The organism is Bradyrhizobium sp. TM239 (assembly GCF_036247985.1).
GTDB lineage: Bacteria > Pseudomonadota > Alphaproteobacteria > Rhizobiales > Xanthobacteraceae > Bradyrhizobium > Bradyrhizobium ottawaense.
On sequence record NZ_BTIR01000011.1, the window covers coordinates 318,001 to 335,914 of the forward strand.

Sequence of the window (17,914 nt, forward strand, 5' to 3'; positions counted from 1 at the left end):
CGCTGGTCGATTCTGGAATATTGCAATGATTACAGCGGCTTAAATCTAAGCTGCATTCACCTTCAGCCGCCGGTATTCCGTCGGCGTCACGCCGGTCACCGCCTTGAAGGCGCGGTTGAACGGGCCGAGCGACTGGAAGCCGGCGTCCATCGCGATGGTGATGACGGGGACCTCCGCCTGGGCGGGATCGGCGAGCGCGGCCTTGGCTTCCTCGATCCGGTGGTTGTTCAGGAACACATTGAAATTACGGTAGCCGAGACGCTGGTTGATCAGCCGGCGCAGCCGGTACTCGGGAATCTTCAGCCGGTTCGCCAGCACGCCGATGGTGATGTTCTCCTGGCGGTAGATCCGCTCGTCCGCCATCAGGCGCAGCAGGGCATCAATGAGCTTCTTGTCGGCGCCATCATCGGCCGCAGGCTGACTGAAAACGTCAGGCGGTGCGGGCTCCGCCGCGGCCGGAAACAGATCCGCCCCATCAACGCGCATCATGGCATGGACGATCGCCGCGACGGTACAGGCGAGCACGCCGGCATTGATGGTTTCGGCGACATCGCCGACGTGGTGGCCGACGACGGCGATCTGGAGCACCGCGTTCAGCCCGCCATAGAGCGCGACTATGCAGACGATGAAGACGCGAACGCGGCGGCGGCGCTCGACCAGGTCGGCCGGCCAGGAGGCGATCATCTGCCCGACCGCAAGCGCGATGAAACCGAGCACGATCAGATTCACCAGCGTCACCGAGAACCGCACATGGCCGCTAGGTGCAATCCAGACGCAACCCGCGAAGCTGAAGGCCGTGACCAGCGCCCAGACCCATCCGTGCCACCAGCGGAGGCGAAACTCGTCGTCGAACAGGGAGCGTGTGAACAGCCAGAACACCACGATGGTGCCGGTCGACAACGCGATCAGCGGTGCATGCCAGAGCGGGACCCGCGACGTGACATCCACCGAATAGCTCAGCGCATGCGCGGCCGAGCTCAGCGCGAAGGCCGCGCCGAGACGAGCTGCCAGCACGTTGCGGAAGTCGTGCAACAGCGACGCCGCCAGCATCAGCAGTAACGCGACGCTGGCGGCGCGAAAGGCAAGGTCGAGGGCGGCAAGGCTCATCGGGCGATGCGATCGGTCGCTGTTGAAGTCGGACGAACATCGTTCGTTGCGTCCGTTTTTTCAAGGACCATCCGCGTCCACAACTGTCATCGCCCGGTTTCACGGATCGCAGGATGGGCAAAGCGAAGCCTGCCCACCACTTCTTCTCGATCGGAGAACGCTGGTGGGCACGGCGCTGACGCGCCTTTACCCACCCCACGGCCTGTCATCGCCGACCACGGAGTACGGCGCTATCACACCTGTGACGTCGGAGCCCGCCTTTGTCGCGACGGCGATGCGGAATTCTGCTACCGTCGCGACCAAGAAAGCCAAAAGGAACCTACTCATGAGCTGGCAACCCTCCAACGATCCCGTGCTCGGCGATCCCATGTCCTGCGATGCGCTCGATCTCGTCATCGTGCCGCGCACGCGCGATCTCGGCGACGGGTTCGCGGTGCGGCGCGCGCTGCCGCATGGCAAGCGGCAGATGGTCGGGCCCTTCATCTTCTTCGATCATTTTGGTCCGGTGCAGTTCGTCTCCGGCAAGGGCATGGACGTGCGGCCGCATCCGCATATCGGGCTCGCCACCGTCACCTATCTGTTCGACGGCGCGATCATGCATCGCGACAGCGAGGGCAATGTCCAGGAGATCGCACCCGGCGCGATGAATTTGATGACGGCGGGGCGCGGCATCGCGCATTCCGAACGCACGCCCGAAGCGCAGCGCGCCTCGGGCCAGAAGATGCTGGGCCTGCAGAGCTGGATCGCGCTGCCGGCGGGATCGGAAGAAATCGCGCCGTCGTTCCAGCATTACGGCGCCGGCGATTTGCCGATGATCTCCGAGCGCGATTTCACCGCACGGGTGATCGCAGGCTCGTCGTTCGGCATCACCTCGCCTGTGACGATGGTGTCGCCCTGGTTCTATACCGAGGTCACCGCCGCCCAAGGCGCGAGCGTGCCGCTTGATCCCGATCACGAGGAGCGCGCGATCTATATCGTCGACGGCGAGGTCGAGATCGCAAACGAGCGTTACGAGGCGCCCCGGCTGCTGATCTTCCGCCCGGGCGACCGCATCACCGTGAAGGCGCTGAAGGCGACCCGGATGATGTTTCTCGGCGGCGATGCACTGGAGGGGCCGCGCCACGTCTGGTGGAATTTCGTATCCTCCAGCAAGGAGCGGATCGAGCAGGCCAAGCAGGACTGGAAAACCGGCCGTTTCGCAGCAGTTCCGCAGGAACATGAGTTCATTCCGCTGCCGGAATAGGCTAATCCGGTTGCCGGCCGTGCTGTCCAGTGCGGCCGGATGTCCCGCCTGAATGCCAAGTCTGCGAAAGCTTTGCGATGACCACCATGCTCTCCAGCGACCTGCCCCTGCCCAAGATCGGCCGCGGCAAGGTGCGCGATATCTACGCCGTCGACGACGACCGCCTGCTGCTCGTCACCACCGACCGCATCAGCGCCTTCGACGTGGTGATGGGCGAGACCATCCCGATGAAGGGCGCGGTGCTGACGCAAATCAGCGCGTTCTGGTTCAACGAGCTCGAAGGCGTGGTGCCGCATCACATGATCAGCGCCGACACCGACGAGATCATCGCCGCCGTGCCGGCATTGAAACCGCACCGCGCCGAGATTCTCGGTCGCGCCATGCTGTGCAAGCGCACCACCGTGTTTCCGATCGAATGTGTGATCCGCGGCTATCTCTCGGGCTCGGCCTGGAAGGAATACGCCGCCAGCGGCACGCTCGCGGGCGAGAGGCTGAAAGCGGGCCTCGTCGAGAGCGAGAAGCTGGAGCCCTCGATCTTCAGCCCGGCGACCAAGGCCGAGACCGGTCATGACGAGAACATCACCATTGCGAAGATGCGCGAGGCGGTCGGCGACGAGGTCGCCTACACGCTCGAGAGCATGACGCGCGCGATCTACACGCTCGGCGAGGAGCTGGCGCGCGAACAGGGCATCATCATCGCCGACACCAAGTTCGAGTTCGGCCGCGACAAGGACGACCGCATCATCCTGATCGACGAGGCGATGACGCCGGATTCCTCGCGCTTCTGGGCGGCCAGTGCCTACAAGCCCGGCCAGCCGCAGGCGAGCTTCGACAAGCAGCCCTTGCGCGACTATCTCGACGTCGAGCGCCGTGCCGGCCGCTGGAACGGCGACGCCCCGCCGCCGCCGCTGCCAACAAGCGTGGTGGAGGCGACCAGCAAGCGGTATCTGGAAGCGTATCGTCGCGTGACGGGGAAAGAGCTGAAGATTTAGGCTCTGAAGATTTAGGCCCCACTGTTGCGTCTCGCGCCACACTCTCGCTGTCATCGCCCCGCTTGACCGGGCGATCCAGTACGTCGAGACGTCTGTGATTCACCGAGAGGCCGCGGCGTACTGGATTCCCCGCTTCCGCGGGGAATGACAGCGGTGGATGTGGAGGCTTCGGCTTTTCCCTCGACCATATGGTTGATCATTCACATCTCGTGAACGGCGGTCCTCAACGGATCGCGACAAAGACCGTCGGATATTTCAGAGTTACAAGAATCCTGTTGCGCTAAGGCGGGAGTCGTCTACGTCTCAGACGATATTTTTAAGGAGCGAGCGCAACGGCGTGACCGATCCAGCAATTACTTTCAGCCCGGCTCCTCGTTTCAATCCGGCCCTCAAACGTGCGCTGAATGATATAATGGGCGGCAGCGCCGCCAGCATCCTGACCGTCACTTTCGGGCTGTCCTATTCGCTGCTGATCTTCGCCGGCTCGCTGTCGCCCTATCTGTCCTACGGCATCACCGCGACCTTCGTCAGCTCCGCGGTGCTCGCGATCGTGGTCGCGCTGTGCAGCTCGCTACCCTTCGCGGTGGCTGCGCCCGACAGCTCGACGGCGGCGGTGACAGGGATTCTGGTGGCTTCGCTGGTGGAGCGCATCGAGGCCGCCAACCCGTCCCTGCCCTTGCTCTCGCCGGTCCTCATCACGCTCGGCGTGTCGACGGTGCTGACGGGGCTGGTGCTGTGCGGATTGGGCCTGACGCGGCTGGGGCGCGCCATCCGCTACGTGCCCTACCCCGTGGTCGGCGGCTTCCTCGGCGCCACCGGACTTCTCATCGCGCTCGGTGCCATCAGGGTGATCACCAATCACCCGCTGCAATTCGCAACACTGCCGTATTTCGCCAACCGCACCACGTTGCTGGAGCTGGGGGCCGCCTGCGCGATGGCGCTGGTGCTGTATCTCACCTGGCACCGCTCGCGCAGCCCGTTCGGGCTGCCGATCATTTTGATCGGCGGCGTGCTCACGGCGCATCTGGCGTTCTGGATCACAGGGGTGTCGTTCGACAGCGCCCGCACGCTGGGCTGGACCTTCCAGCCACCGCCGCAGGCGGTATTCACGTTGCCCTGGCATACCGACGATTTCGCCCACTATCCCTGGTTCGTCGTGCCCGATCTGATCGGCAACGTCGTCGCCGTCATCTTTGTCACGGCATGCTGCACGCTGTTCAACACCACCGGCATCGAGGTCGCCGTGCACCGCGAGGCCAATCTGGAACGCGAGCTGAACGTCACCGGCATCGCCAACATCCTGACCGGCGTGCTGGGCGGCTACCCCGGCTGCAGCTCGATCAGCCGCTCGATTCTCAATTACAGCAGCGGCGGGCGCGGGCGCCTGTCCGGCCTTACCGTCGCGGCGCTGTCGCTGCTGATGCTCGCGGTGGCGCCCGAGCTGCTCGGCTTCATCCCGAAATTCGTGATCGGCGGCCTGCTGCTCTATCTCGGCGCCGACCAGCTGCACAGATGGATCATCGAGTCGCGCAAGCGGCTTTCGAAGCTCGAATATCTCTCGCTGATCGCCATCATCGCGATCATCGTCGCCTGGGGCTTCGTGCCGGGCATCCTGATCGGCGTGATCATCGGCTGCGCGACGTTCGCGTTCAGCGCCGCGCGAGTCGAATCGATCAAGTACAGTTTCGACGGCTCGGAGTACCGCTCCTCGCTCGACCGCTCGCGCGACGATCAGGAGGTGCTGCTGGCCCATGGCGGCAGCATCCAGGGTCTGAACCTGCAGAGCTATCTGTTCTTCGGCTCCGCCAACCGGCTCTACCAGCATGTCAAACAACTGCTGCAGGAGCGCCCGGAGTGCCGCTATCTGCTGTTCGATTTCAAGCTCGTCACCGGCGTGGATTCGTCGGCGGCCTACAGCTTTGCCCAGATCAAGCGCAGCGCGCATGACCTCGGCGTCGAGCTGATCCTGGTGCATCTGCCGGCCGCGGCGGAGAAGGTGCTGCGCGCCAGCGATTTCATCGGCGACGGCGTCACCCTCATTCCCGAGCTCGATCGCGCGCTGGAATGGTGCGAGAACGAGATCATCTCGCAGCATCAGGGCCTGGCCCAGGAGGAAGCCAGCCTGCATGACTGGTTCGCGCGGATTCTCGACAGCGAGGACGATGCCGACAGGCTGATCCACCGCTGCCAGCGCATCGAGGTCGAGGCCGGCGAGATCATCGTGAAGGCTGGCGACCCCGCCGATTCCATGCACTTCATCCTCGAGGGACGCGTGGGCGTCATGGTCCCCGCCGAGGAGGAGCGCGCCACGCGCGTGCGCAGCCTCGGCCGCTACACCACGATCGGCGAGATGGGCCTGGTGTCGAACACGCCGCGCAGCGCGACGATCAAGGCCGAGGTCGACAGCGTGCTCTACGTGCTGAACATGCACCAGTTCGACGCGATCAGGGACGAGGACCCGGCACTCAGCCACAAGCTGCTGACCTATTTCGTCTCGGTCATGGCGGAGCGGCTGACCTTTGCGAACAGGACGATCGCGGTGCTGCGGAGGTAGCTCGCGGGGAGCCCGCGACGTGACCCAACCTTGCGTCGAGACAGCAGAGGTGGATCCAACCTCAAGCCTCGACCATCCGCTGCTCGTCCAAGGCCAGCAGAAGCTCGGCAACCCGGTTGGCGGACGCCGTCCATTCCGCGAGCTTGGCGTAGTTGTCCGTGAACCAGTTGAATGCGGTCTGGACAACGACGAAGGCCGCCGACGCCTGAACCACTTCGCCGAGGGTCATTGTGTCGTCGAGATATTTGGGAACGCAAAGCAGCAGACCGACCACGGGCGTCACCAGAAGACCCGTATAGGTGACCAGCGTCATCCGCATCAATTGCCAGCAGTAGATTCGCCAGATGGAGATCACGGCTTTCAGGGCGGCGCCCACGGCCTGGCGGCCGTTCATGCCGGCCTCCTGCACCACCTTGCCTTCGCCGCTCTCGCGCACATGCGTTCCGATCGCACGGAGTTCGGCTTCCATGCGCTTGTTCTCCTCGATCACCCGCGTCAGATGACCCGCGGTCAGCCAGATGCCGATCACCAGCAGCGCGGAATACGCGATCACGGCGATGACGAGGTAACCGGGAATCGCAAGGGAGATGCCGTCGAAATGGACCGTCAGGCTGCCGCCGACCGACCATAGCACCCCGACGAAGGTTGCAATCGTGAGCACCGACTGGAGCAGGCCGGTGACCAGATCGATCGGGAGGTCCGTCGCGACCTTGGCATCTTCGGCGATGCGATATTCCGGCGCCTCGTGATGTCCCTCGATGGCGCTACGCCCTGGAAGACGATCATCGGCCAGCCAGTCTTGATAGAGGCGGCTGCTCAGCCACTCGCGCCAGGAGCGCTGCAGGGTCATCCGCGCCCACACCGAGAACACGGTGAGAGCGATGCTCGCCGCCGCCAGCGGCAGAAACCGGAACGCCTGGTACAGAAGCTCTGCCTGATCCTTCCGGCCGATGGCGTTGAAGAAATCCCGATTCCAGAAGTTCAGGCCATATTGGGTCAGGAGCTGCAGGACGACGTTGACGATCAATGCGATCACCAGGAGCCGGGCCGTCCACGCCGTCGCTCCGCGCCAATATCCCGAAGCACTTTGCCAGAAGCGACCGAGAAGCCGCTTCTCACCCGGAATGAAAGAGCTCCTCGTCAGCATGAGCGAGCCGCAATCCTGCGCGTGCGCCACCCCTATGATGCCGCGCGCGTCAGGTTAGGCAATCTCGCCTGAAGCCTCTTGACCTGCGTCAAGCGATGCTGGGGGCTACACCCCCGCCATCATCACGTATTTGATCTCGACATATTCTTCCATGCCGTGATGCGAGCCTTCGCGCCCCAAGCCGCTTTCCTTGACGCCGCCGAAGGGCGCGACTTCGGTGGTGATGAGGCCGGTGTTGACGCCGACCATACCGGATTCCAGTGCTTCGGCGACGCGCCAGACGCGGCCGAGATCCCGAGAGTAGAAGTAGGAGGCAAGGCCGAACGGCGAGGCGTTGCACATGGCGATGACGTCGGCCTCGTCCTTGAAGCGGATCACCGGCGCCAGCGGGCCGAAGGTTTCCTCCTGCGCCACCAGCGAGTCCGGCTTGACGTCGGCAAGCACGGTCGGCTCGAAGAAGGAGCGTCCGAGCTCGCTGCGCTTGCCGCCGGTGACGACCTTGGCGCCGCGCTTGACCGCATCCGCGATGTGGCGCTCGACCTTGTCAACCGCTTTCAGATTGATCAGCGGGCCCTGCGTGACGCCGCTCTCGGTACCGTCACCGATCTTCATCGCGGCGACCTTCTTCGACAGCTTCTGCACGAACTCGTCGTAGATCTTGTCCTGGGCGTAGAGGCGGTTGGCGCAGACGCAGGTCTGGCCCATGTTGCGGTATTTCGAGACGATGGCGCCTTCGACCGCAGCGTCGATATCGGCGTCGTCGAACACGACGAAGGGCGCGTTGCCGCCGAGCTCCAGGCCAAGCCGCTTCACGCCGACGGAGGCCTGCTGGTAGAGGATCTTGCCGACTGCGGTCGAGCCGGTGAAGCCGACGAAGCGCACCGCCGGATGCTCGCACAGCACCTTGCCGATCGGCGGCGCATCACCGGTGATGATGTTCAGGACGCCCTTGGGGATTCCGGCCTTCTCCGCCAGCACAGCCAGCGCCAGCGCCGACAGCGGCGTTTCATTGGCGGGCTTGAGCACCACGGTACAGCCGGCGGCGAGCGCCGGCGACACCTTGCGGGTAATCATGGAGTTCGGGAAATTCCACGGCGTGATCGCGCCGCAGACGCCGATCGGCTGCTTGATCGCCAGCAGCCGCGCGTCGGGCCGCTGCGTCGGAATGGTCTCGCCGTAGACGCGCCTCGCTTCCTCGGCGAAGAACTCGATATAGGCCGCACCGATATCGACCTCGCCGAGCGCTTCCGATAGCGGCTTGCCCTGCTCGGAGGTCAGGATCAGCGCGAGATCCTCGCGGTTGGCGATAATCAGCTCGAACCATTTGCGCAGGATGTTCGACCGCTGCTTGGCGGTGTGCTTGGCCCAGGCCGGAAAGGCGCGCTGAGCGGCCTCGACCGCCTTGGTGGTGTCGTCCGCACCGAGCTGCGGCACCTTTGCAAGCTCGACGCCCGTCGCGGGATTGTTCACCGCGAACACCGGCGTGCCGACCCAGGCGCCGTCGATATAGCAGGCCTCCTTCAGGAGCGAGGGGTCTTTCAACCGGTCGCGCAGGGTGGCGGTGGCTTGCGTGGCGCGTGCGGCAGCGGGCGGGGTCATGGCGTTACTCCCTGGGGCGATCGGATTGGGCCGGAATATAGGGAAAGACGGCGCGCAATGCACCGCCCCGCAATGCACATCTGATGGGAGCTAAGCTGGGAGCGGCCTTACGCCGCGCCACTCATGTAAGTCTCGCGGCGACCGATCATGCGCTCTTCCGCGGCCTTGGCATCGGCCTTCGACGACGTTGCGCAGGTGCGGTATTCGAGATCCGGGACATGGGAGGTGTCGCGGCGGCCGAACCAGGATTTTGAGCCGACGGGCAGCAGCGCCAGCGCCTGCGCCAGATTGTCGACCGCGCCGAAGGAATAGAGTGCGCCAGTGCCGGCAATGCGGACCTCGTAGATCCCTGGCGAAATCGGCGCTTCCAGGTTCTCGCCGCGTCCCGGACGGGGATAGCGCTTCCATTCACTCCAGGTCGAAATCATCTGAGGTCCCCCTGGCCGCCCATCCACGGCCGGCAACATTTGCATCAAGTCTTAACGGGCCCGTCGATCGGGCCGGGTGCTGAACGCGGCAGCTCACGAAATGTTTCAAGTGCTCGAAAACTCTCGAAACATATCGCCTGGAGCCCATCCAAAGTGAGGGCGAAGTACGCCCATCCACCGCAGATTGCGAAGGAGCATCGCCGTCGGCCGTCTTGTCGTCCTGCGTGGGGCACGGACCGTCAAGTCACGACATCGCGACCTTCGCGAGGGTTGAGACGCTTGCCGCCCGCGACCTCCGGGACGACAATCAATCACTTCCAAAAATAATCAAACCGGAGGAAACGTGCATGCAAAGCAAAACTGAGATCGACGAGCTTCTGCGCCAGAAGAGCGAGGCCAGGGAGATCCCCGGCGTCGTCGCCATCGCGGCCAGCGGTAACGACGTGCTGTATCAGGGCGCGTTCGGCAAGCGCGACCTGTCCAAGCCCGACGCAATGACGGCGGACAGCGTGTTCTGGATCGCCTCGATGACGAAGGCCGTGACATCGGCGGGCGCGATGCAGCTGGTCGAGCAGGGCAAGCTGTCGCTGGATGCGCCGATCGGTGAAGTGTTGCCCGATCTCGCTGCGCCGCAAGTGCTCGAAGGCTTCGATGCCAAGGGCGAGGCCAAGCTGCGGCCGGCCAAGCGGCCGATCACGCTGCGCCAGCTCATGACCCACACCGCCGGCTTCTGCTACAACATGTGGAACAGCGATCTCGCGGTCTATCTCGACAAGAACGGCATTCCCGCCATCACCACCTGCCAGAACGCGGCGCTGAAGACGCCCGTCATGACCGACCCCGGCACGCGCTGGGAATACGGCACCAATATCGACTTCGTCGGCAAGGCCGTGGAAGCCGTCAGCGGCAAGCGGCTGGATGCTTACCTGCGCGACAATCTGTTCGCGCCGCTCGGCATGAGCGACACGGCGTTCAAGATCACTGACGACATGCGCAAGCGCCTGGTCGGCATGCATGCGCGCGGCGAGGACGGCCAGCTCGCATCGATCCCGTTCGAGCTCGAGCAGGAGCCGGAATTCCACATGGGTGGCGGCGGCCTTTACTCGACCGCGGCCGACTACATCAAGTTCACCCAGATGATCTTGAACAAGGGACGCGGCAACGGCAATCAGGTGCTGAAGGCCGAGACCGTCTCGACCATGGGGCAGAACCACATCGGCGATCTCGCCATGGGCAAGATGACGACGGCTGCGCCGATGTACACCAACGACGTCGACCTTTATCCGGAGCAGGTGAAGAAATGGGGCCTCAGCTTCATGATCAACACCGCCAAGACCGCCGAAGGCCGCAGCCCCGGTAGCCTCGCCTGGGCGGGCCTTGCCAACACCTATTACTGGATCGATCCTGTGCGCGACGTCACCGGCGTGATCCTGATGCAGCTGCTGCCGTTCGCCGACGCAAAGTGCCTGGAGGCATTCGCGGGATTCGAGCGCGGGGTTTATGCCGGGCTCGATGCGGGGAGCGGGCAGAAGGCGGCCTAGCCCCTTAGCGTGAGGCGCGACTTGTCGCGCCTCACGACACAATGGATATTCTCGTGGCCGGCGACACTCCCGGTCTGGGCACGGGAGACAAGGATTTGGGCTGGAGGACATCGACTTGGCAGAGAAGGGCGATAGCTACGTTTGCGGCATCTCGGATACGCCGCTGCTCGGCGACACCATCGGTCGCAGCCTCGACCACGCGGTGCGGCGCTGGAGCGATCGCGAGGCGCTGGTCTCGCCCAGCCACGGCGTCAGATGGACCTGGAAAGAATTCGCCGAGCGGGTCGATGCGCTCGCCGCCGGCTTTCTCGCGCTCGGGCTCGAACGCGGGGAACGGATCGGCATCTGGTCGCTGAACCGGCCGGAGTGGACACTGACGCAGTTCGCCGCCGCCAAAGCCGGCCTGATCCTGGTGACGATCAATCCGGCCTACCGGCTCAGCGAGCTGGAATTCGCGCTGAAGAAGGTCGGCTGCGCGGCGATCGTCACGGCGACGGCGTTCAAGACCAGCAATTACATGGAGATGCTCAACACGCTGCTGCCGGAGCTGGCGAGTGCCAAACCCGGACAGTTGCAGGCGGCGCGACTGCCGGCCTTGCGGATGGTGATCCAGATCGGCGGCCCGGCGGCCTCAGGCACTGTCGCGTTCGAGGAGGTCGCGCACATGGGCAGAGCGGAGCATCGCGAGCAACTTGCCGCGCTCGGTGCCGCGCTTCAGTTCGACGACCCCGTCAACATCCAGTTCACCAGCGGCACCACGGGATCGCCGAAAGGCGTGACGCTGACCCACCACAACATCCTCAACAACGGCTATTTCACCGGGCGCGCGATGCGCCTGACCGAACAGGATCGCATCTGCATTCCGGTGCCGCTCTATCATTGCTTCGGCATGGTGATGGGCAACCTCGCCTCGGTCACGCTCGGCACCACCATGGTCTACCCGGGCGAGGGCTTCGATCCACTCGCGACGCTACGCGCGATCGAGCAGGAGAAATGCACCGCGCTATATGGCGTGCCGACCATGTTCATCGCCGAGCTCGACCACCCCGAGTTCAAGAATTTCAATTTGAAATCACTGCGCACCGGCATCATGGCGGGCGCGCCCTGCCCGATCGAGGTGATGAAGCGCGTCAACACCGAGATGAACATGCGCGAGGTCACCATCGCCTATGGCATGACCGAGACCAGCCCGGTGAGCTTCCAGAGCGCGACCGACGATCCGCTCGAGCGCCGCGTCTCCACCGTCGGCCGCATTCACCCGCATGTCGAGGTGAAGGTCGTCGATCTCGAAGGCAAGATCGTCAAGCGGGGCGAACGCGGCGAGCTCTGCACCCGCGGCTACAGCGTCATGCTGGGCTATTGGGAGGAGAAGGAAAAGACGTCCGACGTGCTCGATGCCAATGGCTGGATGCACACCGGCGACCTCGCCACCATCGATGACGCCGGTTATTGCAACATCGTCGGCCGCATCAAGGATCTGGTGATCCGCGGCGGCGAGAACCTCTACCCGCGTGAGATCGAGGAGTTTCTGTACCGTCACCCCAAGATCCAGGACGTGCAGATCTTCGGCGTCGCCGACGCCCGCTACGGCGAGGAACTCTGCGCCTGGATTCGCGTCAGGCCGGGCGAGACGCTGACGGCCGAGGAGGTCCGCGCCTTCTGCGACGGCCAGATCGCTCACAACAAGATCCCGCGCTACGTCGAGTTCGTCGACGAATTCCCGATGACGGTGACGGGCAAGATCCAGAAATTCATGATGCGCGACGCCGTGGAGCAGCGGCTGGGATTGAAGGCGGCGAAGACGGCGTGAGGGCTCTCACCACACGAAGACTGTCATTCCCCGCGAAGGCGGGGAATCAAGTACGCCGCGGCTTCTCCGTAACCCACTAACGCCTCTGGAATACTGGGTCGCCCGGTCAAGCCGGGCGACGACAGCGGAGATTGAGGCGAGAGCAGGACTTTAAGCCGTCAACCCGCGCTGCTGCGCCAGCTCCTTCAGCGACACCAGCGGGCGGGCGCCGATGTGCTGGATGACTTCGGCGGCCGCGAGCGCACCGAGCTCACCGCATTGCTTGTACGCAAGATTGCGCGCCAGGCCATACAGGAAGCCGGCGGCGAAGAGGTCGCCGGCACCGGTGGTATCGATCACCTTGTCGACCGGGAACGCCGGAGCCGCGACGGCGTCTTCCGATGAGACCACCATGCAGCCCTTCTCGCTGCGGGTGACCACGCCGAGATTGACGTCGTTGCGCAGCTGCTTCAGCGCGGTGTCGAAATCCGAGGTCATGTAGAGCGAATGCAGCTCGGACTCGTTGGCGAAGACGATGTCGACGGTGCCGTTGCGCATCAACGAGAGAAACTCGTCCCGATAGCGGTCGACGCAGAAGGAATCCGACAGCGTCAGCGCCACCTTGCGCTTGGCGTCATGGGCGATCTTGGCCGCCTTGACGAAGGCGTCCTTGGCGTTCTTGGGGTCCCAGAGATAGCCTTCGAGATAGACGATGCCGGCGCCGGCGATCTCGGCCGGATCGATATCGGCGGGCGAAAGGTCCTGCGCGGCGCCGAGATAGGTGTTCATGGTGCGCTCGCCGTCATCAGTGACCAGGATGTAGGAGCAGCCGGTGGCGGGGCCGTCCTTCGCGGCGGGCGTGTTGAAGGCGACGCCGGCTGAGCGGATGTCGTGCATGTAGAGCTTGCCGATCTGGTCGTCCTTGACCTTGCCGACATAGGCCGCACGTGCGCCCAGGCTGCCGATGCCGACAATGGTGTTGGCGGCCGAGCCGCCCGAGACTTCCGTGGCCGGCCCCATGTCCTTGTAGATGGCGGCGGCCCGCGCCTCGTCGATCAGGGACATGCTGCCCTTGGTCATGCCGTGCTTGGCCAAAAAGGCCTCGTCGGTCCTGACCAGCACGTCGAACAACGCGTTGCCGATGCCGAGAACGTCATATTTCACGTCAGCCATTCACCTTGATCCTGTTTGGCGGATTGCGATCCCTGCGAAAATCCGCTTCCTGTCGGCCTGAAATCTGGCTCGCGGCCTATCACGACCGGGCCTGCGCGGGCAAGCAACGGTATGATAAAGAGCCGATGATCCGCTCCTTCCTGACCGTCTCGACGGGAACACTGGCCTCGCGGCTGCTGGGCTTTGCGCGCGACTCCCTGATCGCGGCGCTGCTCGGCACCGGCGCCGTGGCGGACGCATTCCTGGCCGCATTCCAGCTCGTCAACGTGGTGCGCCGGCTGCTCAGCGAGGGCGCGCTGAACGCGGCGCTGGTCCCGGCCTGGCTGCGCATCCGTGACCGCGATGGCGCGGACGCTGCGGCAGCATTCGCGGGGCGCGTCCTGGGCACGGTCAGTGCGGCCCTGATCGTGATCTCGCTCGCGATTGCCCTTCTGATGCCGCTGATCATGACGGTCATCGCGCCCGGTTTTCTCGGTACCGGCACGCTCGATCTCGCCGTCCAGAACGCGCGGCTGATGCTGCCTTATCTCGCCTTCGCCGGTCCCGTCACCGTGCTGATGGGGCTGCTGAATGCGCAAGGACGCTTTGCGCTCACGGCATTCTCGCCGCTGCTGTTCAACATCGCGCTGATCGCTGCGATCGCTTTGCTGCTCGTCTGGCACGCTGACGCCGGCTTCGCCGCATGGCTGCTGGCGGCCACGGTCGGCATCGCCGGCCTGCTGCAGCTCCTGATGCTGCTGTCGCAGCGAAGTGCGCGCCTCGCCACGCCTCTGCGCGTCAGTTTCGACAAGGAGATGCGCAGCTTCTTCGCCAAGGCGATCCCCGGCATGATCGCAAGCTCGGGACCGCAATGGCTGATGGTGGCCGGCGCGATCATCGCATCGGCGACGCCGTCCGCGGTGTCCTGGCTCTATTTCGCCAACCGCCTGATCGAGCTGCCGCTCGGCATCGTCGGCGTCGCCATGGGCACCGTGCTGGTGCCGGAGTTGACGCGCGCGGTGAGTGGCGGTGACCGTGATGCGGTAGCACACGCGCAATCGCGCGCGCTGGAGCTTGCGACCGGACTGGCGCTCCCCGCCACGCTCGGCCTGATCGTGCTGGCCGAGCCGATCGTGCGGCTGTTGTTCGAGCATGGCGCGTTCGGCGCGGAGGACAGCGCGGCGACCGCGCACGCGCTGATGTGGCTGGCGCTGGGCCTGCCGGCGCACGTGCTGATCAAGGCATTGTCGCCGGCCTTCTATGCCCGCGGCGACACGATGACGCCGCTGCTGGCGACGGCCAAAGGTTTTGTGGTCGCGGTCGCCCTCGCCGTGCTGCTCGGCCATGTCTTTGGCACAAGCGGGATCGCGGCGAGCATCGCGGCCGGCGCCTGGAGCAGCGCGCTCTCGTTGCTGCGCAAGGGCACGGCCGCGTTCGGCTTCTCGGTCGATGCCGCCGCCCGCAAGCGGCTGCCGCGGATCGTGCTCGCCGCCGGTGCGATGGGCGCCCTGCTTTGGCTGACCACAGGCCTCGTGCCCGCCGAGGCGCACGGCTTCATCCGCTTCATCGTGCTGGGCCTGCAAATCGCGGCCGGGATCGCCGTTTACGGCCTGCTGCTGCAAATCCTCGGCGCGGCCTCGTGGCGCGAGGCGGCTGCCGCCTTGAAGCGGCCCGCCTGACGAATTGCCCTTGACGGGGCAGCGCCGCTGTTGGAAACGACGGCCGAATACCTATGGGAAGGCTTACCATGCCATTCGTTGAACGGGTCTTTTCGGGCGTCCAGCCGACCGGCAATCTGCATCTCGGCAATTACCTCGGCGCCATCGTCAACTTCGTGAAGATGCAGGAAACCCACAACTGCATCTATTGCGTCGTCGACATGCACGCGATCACGCAGGGCGTGGACGTCTGGGGCGGACCGGCCGAGCTCGCGCGCAACACCCGCGAGGTGACCGCGGCGTTCATCGCGAGCGGCATCGATCCGAAAAAGCACATCGTGTTCAACCAGAGCCAGGTCTCCGGCCATGCCGAGCTCGCCTGGATCTTCAACTGCGTCGCGCGCATGGGCTGGCTCGGCCGCATGACCCAGTTCAAGGAAAAGGCCGGCAAGGACCGCGAGAACGCCTCCGTCGGCCTGTTCGACTATCCCGTGCTGATGGCCGCCGACATCCTGCTTTACCGCGCTACCCATGTGCCGGTCGGCGAGGACCAGAAGCAGCATCTCGAGCTCTCGCGCGACATCGCGCAGAAGTTCAACAACGACTTTGGCGACTCGATCCGCAACCTCGGCGCCAATGACGGGCTGTTCTTCCCGCTGCCGGAGCCCCTGATCACGGGCCCGGCGACGCGGGTGATGAGCCTGCGCGACGGCACCAAGAAGATGTCGAAGTCCGATGCGTCGGACAATTCGCGCATCAATCTGACCGACGATGCCGACACCATCGCGCAGAAAATCCGCAAGGCGAAGACCGATCCGGAGCCGCTGCCGACGGAGGAGAAGGGCCTGGAAGCGCGTCCCGAAGCCGACAACCTCGTCGGCATCTTCGCCGCGCTCTCCGGCCGCCCCAAGGCGGATGTGCTGCGCGAATTCGGCGCCGGCCAGTTCTCGAGCTTCAAGAACGCGCTGGCGGAATTGTGCGTCACCAAGCTGGCACCGATCGCCGGCGAGATGAAGCGCCTCGTCGCCGACCCCGGCCATATCGATTCGATCCTGAACGACGGCTCCGACCGGGCCCGCGCCATCGCCGACGAGACGATGAAGCTCTCCAAGGACATCGTCGGCTTCATCCGCCGGCGCTAAAGACGGTCGGCGCCAGCGCGCCGGCCGCATCTCCTCTCCCCAACCTTGCGGGAGTGTGGCAGCATGCCGGCCGTGTACATGCCGGGACATGCATGACCAGCAAGCGACTTTGCTTCGAGCCGGGTCACAAGCCCAAATGCCTCGTCGTCGTCGACGAGACCGCCGAATGGGATCGCGCGGTCTACTATGCCAGCCGCTGGGCGATCCGCGCCGGCGGCGGCGTGGTGATGCTGCGCATCATCGAACCCGAACCGCAGAGCCAGGAATGGTTGGGGGTCGCCGACATCATGCGCGCGGAGGCGCAGGAAGCGGCGGAGGCCGCGCTCGACCGTGCCGCCGGCCGCGCCAACGGCATCGCCGCGATCACCCCGGAGCGGGTGATCCGCGAAGGTGTGCCGATGGAACAGCTGCGCGCCGTGATCGACGAGGACCCCGACATCGCCATGCTGGTGCTCGCCGCCAATCCGGGCGCGGAAGGGCCGGGCCCCCTGGTCGCGCTGCTCGCGCATGCGGTGGGGACGTTCCCGATTCCCGTCACGATCATTTCCGGCGCGCTGAGCGACCAAAGCGTCGATTCGCTGTCGTAGGGCACTTCTAACCCTCCCCTGGAGGGGAGGGTCGGCTCATGTCGAGCGAAGCGAGGCGTGAGATGGGGTGGGGTGGGGTGACGGTCTCTCACCATCCAACGGTGCCCGTGTGGAGAGATCACCCTACCCCGCTCGCGCTGCGCGCGATCGACCCTCCCCCTCCAGGGGAGAGCACCTTAACCCGCTGATATAACAACGAAACGCTCGCTTCTCCCCTTGATCGTGCGTTCGTCGTCGCCATCTGCTAGTGGATAGGGCACGCGCCGGCCTTGAACCGGCGACGTCTGGAGAAAACCATGTTCATTCAAACCGAAGCCACCCCCAATCCCGCCACGCTCAAGTTCATTCCCGGCCGCGTCGTGGTCGACGGCAGTCCGATGGAATTTGCGAGCCGCGAAGCCGCCACGCGCTCGCCGCTGGCCGAAAAGCTGTTCGAGGTGCCCGGCGTCACCGGCGTGTTCTACGGATCGGACTTCATCACCGTGACCAAGGCGAACGGTGAATGGCAGCAGCTCAAGCCCGCGATCCTCGGTGCTATCATGGAGCACTACATGTCCGGCGCGCCGCTGCTTGCCGACGGCGCGGCTCAAGGCGATGCCGATCTCGACGACGAGGACGAGTTCTTCGACGAGGCCGATGCCGAAACGGTCGACATGATCAAGGACCTGATCGAGACCCGGGTGCGGCCGGCGGTCGCCAATGACGGCGGCGACATCACTTTCCGCGGCTTCAAGGACGGGATCGTCTATCTCAACATGAAGGGCGCCTGCTCCGGCTGCCCGTCATCGACCGCGACGCTCCAGCACGGCATCCAGAACCTGCTCAAGCACTTCGTGCCTGACGTGGTCGAAGTCCGGCCGATGTGAGTTGCACGGCCTGCGCACCGATTTTCACTCCGTCATGCCCGGGCTTGTCCCGGGCATCCACGTTTTTGGGGCCGCAAAGTCGTGGATGGCCGGGTCAAGCCCGGCCATG

14 protein-coding genes are annotated in these 17,914 nt (G+C 64.8%); 9 read left to right on the plus strand and 5 right to left on the minus strand.

Annotated elements, in window-relative coordinates; genetic code table 11:
- Positions 1-45 precede the first annotated feature (45 nt).
- Positions 46-1,107: an AraC family transcriptional regulator gene (locus AABA84_RS19880; protein ID WP_338312836.1), complete on the minus strand. Its 1,062-nt coding sequence runs from the start codon at positions 1,105-1,107 to the stop codon at positions 46-48.
- Positions 1,108-1,432: 325 nt separating this feature from the next.
- Between AABA84_RS19880 and AABA84_RS19885 the strand changes: the two genes are divergently transcribed.
- The 3 genes from AABA84_RS19885 to AABA84_RS19895 all read left to right on the plus strand — a co-directional run bounded on the left by AABA84_RS19885 (position 1,433) and on the right by AABA84_RS19895 (position 5,896).
- A complete protein-coding gene (locus tag AABA84_RS19885; protein WP_338307250.1) occupies positions 1,433-2,350 on the plus strand; it encodes a pirin family protein in 918 nt (305 codons plus the stop codon).
- A 77-nt stretch (positions 2,351-2,427) separates the two neighbouring features.
- Complete coding sequence (locus AABA84_RS19890; RefSeq protein WP_338312837.1) at positions 2,428-3,342, plus strand: phosphoribosylaminoimidazolesuccinocarboxamide synthase; 915 nt, start codon at positions 2,428-2,430, stop codon at positions 3,340-3,342.
- 337 nt (positions 3,343-3,679) lie between these two features.
- Positions 3,680-5,896, plus strand: coding sequence for an SLC26A/SulP transporter family protein (locus AABA84_RS19895; protein WP_338312838.1), 2,217 nt, complete (start codon positions 3,680-3,682; stop codon positions 5,894-5,896).
- Between the two features lie 61 nt (positions 5,897-5,957).
- Here the strand turns inward: AABA84_RS19895 and AABA84_RS19900 are convergent, their stop codons facing one another.
- The 3 genes from AABA84_RS19900 to AABA84_RS19910 form a co-directional block, all read right to left on the minus strand.
- Positions 5,958-7,043 carry an SbmA/BacA-like family transporter gene (locus tag AABA84_RS19900; protein ID WP_338312839.1) on the minus strand — a complete coding sequence of 362 codons (1,086 nt, stop codon included), beginning with the start codon at positions 7,041-7,043 and terminating at the stop codon, positions 5,958-5,960.
- Positions 7,044-7,148: 105 nt separating this feature from the next.
- A complete protein-coding gene (locus tag AABA84_RS19905; RefSeq protein ID WP_338312840.1) occupies positions 7,149-8,642 on the minus strand; it encodes an NAD-dependent succinate-semialdehyde dehydrogenase in 1,494 nt (497 codons plus the stop codon).
- Between the two features lie 107 nt (positions 8,643-8,749).
- Positions 8,750-9,070 (minus strand): hypothetical protein, encoded by a 321-nt coding sequence (locus AABA84_RS19910; protein WP_212243538.1) that lies wholly within the window; start codon positions 9,068-9,070, stop codon positions 8,750-8,752.
- Positions 9,071-9,417: 347 nt separating this feature from the next.
- Here AABA84_RS19910 and AABA84_RS19915 point away from each other — a divergent pair, with 347 nt between their 5' ends.
- Positions 9,418-10,611, plus strand: coding sequence for a serine hydrolase domain-containing protein (locus tag AABA84_RS19915; protein ID WP_338312841.1), 1,194 nt, complete (start codon positions 9,418-9,420; stop codon positions 10,609-10,611).
- Positions 10,612-10,726: 115 nt separating this feature from the next.
- Positions 10,727-12,421, plus strand: coding sequence for an AMP-binding protein (locus tag AABA84_RS19920; RefSeq protein WP_338312843.1), 1,695 nt, complete (start codon positions 10,727-10,729; stop codon positions 12,419-12,421).
- A gap of 150 nt (positions 12,422-12,571) precedes the next feature.
- Here the strand turns inward: AABA84_RS19920 and AABA84_RS19925 are convergent, their stop codons facing one another.
- Positions 12,572-13,573, minus strand: a complete 1,002-nt coding sequence (locus tag AABA84_RS19925) for an adenosine kinase (RefSeq protein WP_338312844.1) — start codon at positions 13,571-13,573, stop codon at positions 12,572-12,574.
- A gap of 125 nt (positions 13,574-13,698) precedes the next feature.
- Here AABA84_RS19925 and murJ point away from each other — a divergent pair, with 125 nt between their 5' ends.
- From murJ to AABA84_RS19945, 4 genes are all read left to right on the plus strand, one after another.
- Positions 13,699-15,231 carry a murein biosynthesis integral membrane protein MurJ gene (murJ, locus tag AABA84_RS19930; protein WP_338312845.1) on the plus strand — a complete coding sequence of 511 codons (1,533 nt, stop codon included), beginning with the start codon at positions 13,699-13,701 and terminating at the stop codon, positions 15,229-15,231.
- Positions 15,232-15,299: 68 nt separating this feature from the next.
- Positions 15,300-16,352: a tryptophan--tRNA ligase gene (gene trpS, locus AABA84_RS19935; RefSeq protein WP_212243528.1), complete on the plus strand. Its 1,053-nt coding sequence runs from the start codon at positions 15,300-15,302 to the stop codon at positions 16,350-16,352.
- A gap of 92 nt (positions 16,353-16,444) precedes the next feature.
- Complete coding sequence (locus AABA84_RS19940; RefSeq protein WP_338312846.1) at positions 16,445-16,939, plus strand: universal stress protein; 495 nt, start codon at positions 16,445-16,447, stop codon at positions 16,937-16,939.
- Between the two features lie 296 nt (positions 16,940-17,235).
- Positions 17,236-17,805, plus strand: a complete 570-nt coding sequence (locus tag AABA84_RS19945; protein ID WP_212243526.1) for a NifU family protein — start codon at positions 17,236-17,238, stop codon at positions 17,803-17,805.
- Positions 17,806-17,914: the final 109 nt, after the last annotated feature.

Coding starts and splice junctions, on each gene's coding strand:
- AABA84_RS19910 (WP_212243538.1), bottom strand. CDS start 9,070: ATGATTTCGACCTGGAGTGAATGGAAGCGCTATCCCCGTCCGGGACGC.
- murJ (WP_338312845.1), top strand. CDS start 13,699: ATGATCCGCTCCTTCCTGACCGTCTCGACGGGAACACTGGCCTCGCGG.
- AABA84_RS19915 (WP_338312841.1), top strand. CDS start 9,418: ATGCAAAGCAAAACTGAGATCGACGAGCTTCTGCGCCAGAAGAGCGAG.
- trpS (WP_212243528.1), top strand. CDS start 15,300: ATGCCATTCGTTGAACGGGTCTTTTCGGGCGTCCAGCCGACCGGCAAT.
- AABA84_RS19890 (WP_338312837.1), top strand. CDS start 2,428: ATGACCACCATGCTCTCCAGCGACCTGCCCCTGCCCAAGATCGGCCGC.
- AABA84_RS19885 (WP_338307250.1), top strand. CDS start 1,433: ATGAGCTGGCAACCCTCCAACGATCCCGTGCTCGGCGATCCCATGTCC.
- AABA84_RS19940 (WP_338312846.1), top strand. CDS start 16,445: ATGACCAGCAAGCGACTTTGCTTCGAGCCGGGTCACAAGCCCAAATGC.
- AABA84_RS19925 (WP_338312844.1), bottom strand. CDS start 13,573: ATGGCTGACGTGAAATATGACGTTCTCGGCATCGGCAACGCGTTGTTC.
- AABA84_RS19880 (WP_338312836.1), bottom strand. CDS start 1,107: ATGAGCCTTGCCGCCCTCGACCTTGCCTTTCGCGCCGCCAGCGTCGCG.
- AABA84_RS19900 (WP_338312839.1), bottom strand. CDS start 7,043: ATGCTGACGAGGAGCTCTTTCATTCCGGGTGAGAAGCGGCTTCTCGGT.
- AABA84_RS19945 (WP_212243526.1), top strand. CDS start 17,236: ATGTTCATTCAAACCGAAGCCACCCCCAATCCCGCCACGCTCAAGTTC.
- AABA84_RS19905 (WP_338312840.1), bottom strand. CDS start 8,642: ATGACCCCGCCCGCTGCCGCACGCGCCACGCAAGCCACCGCCACCCTG.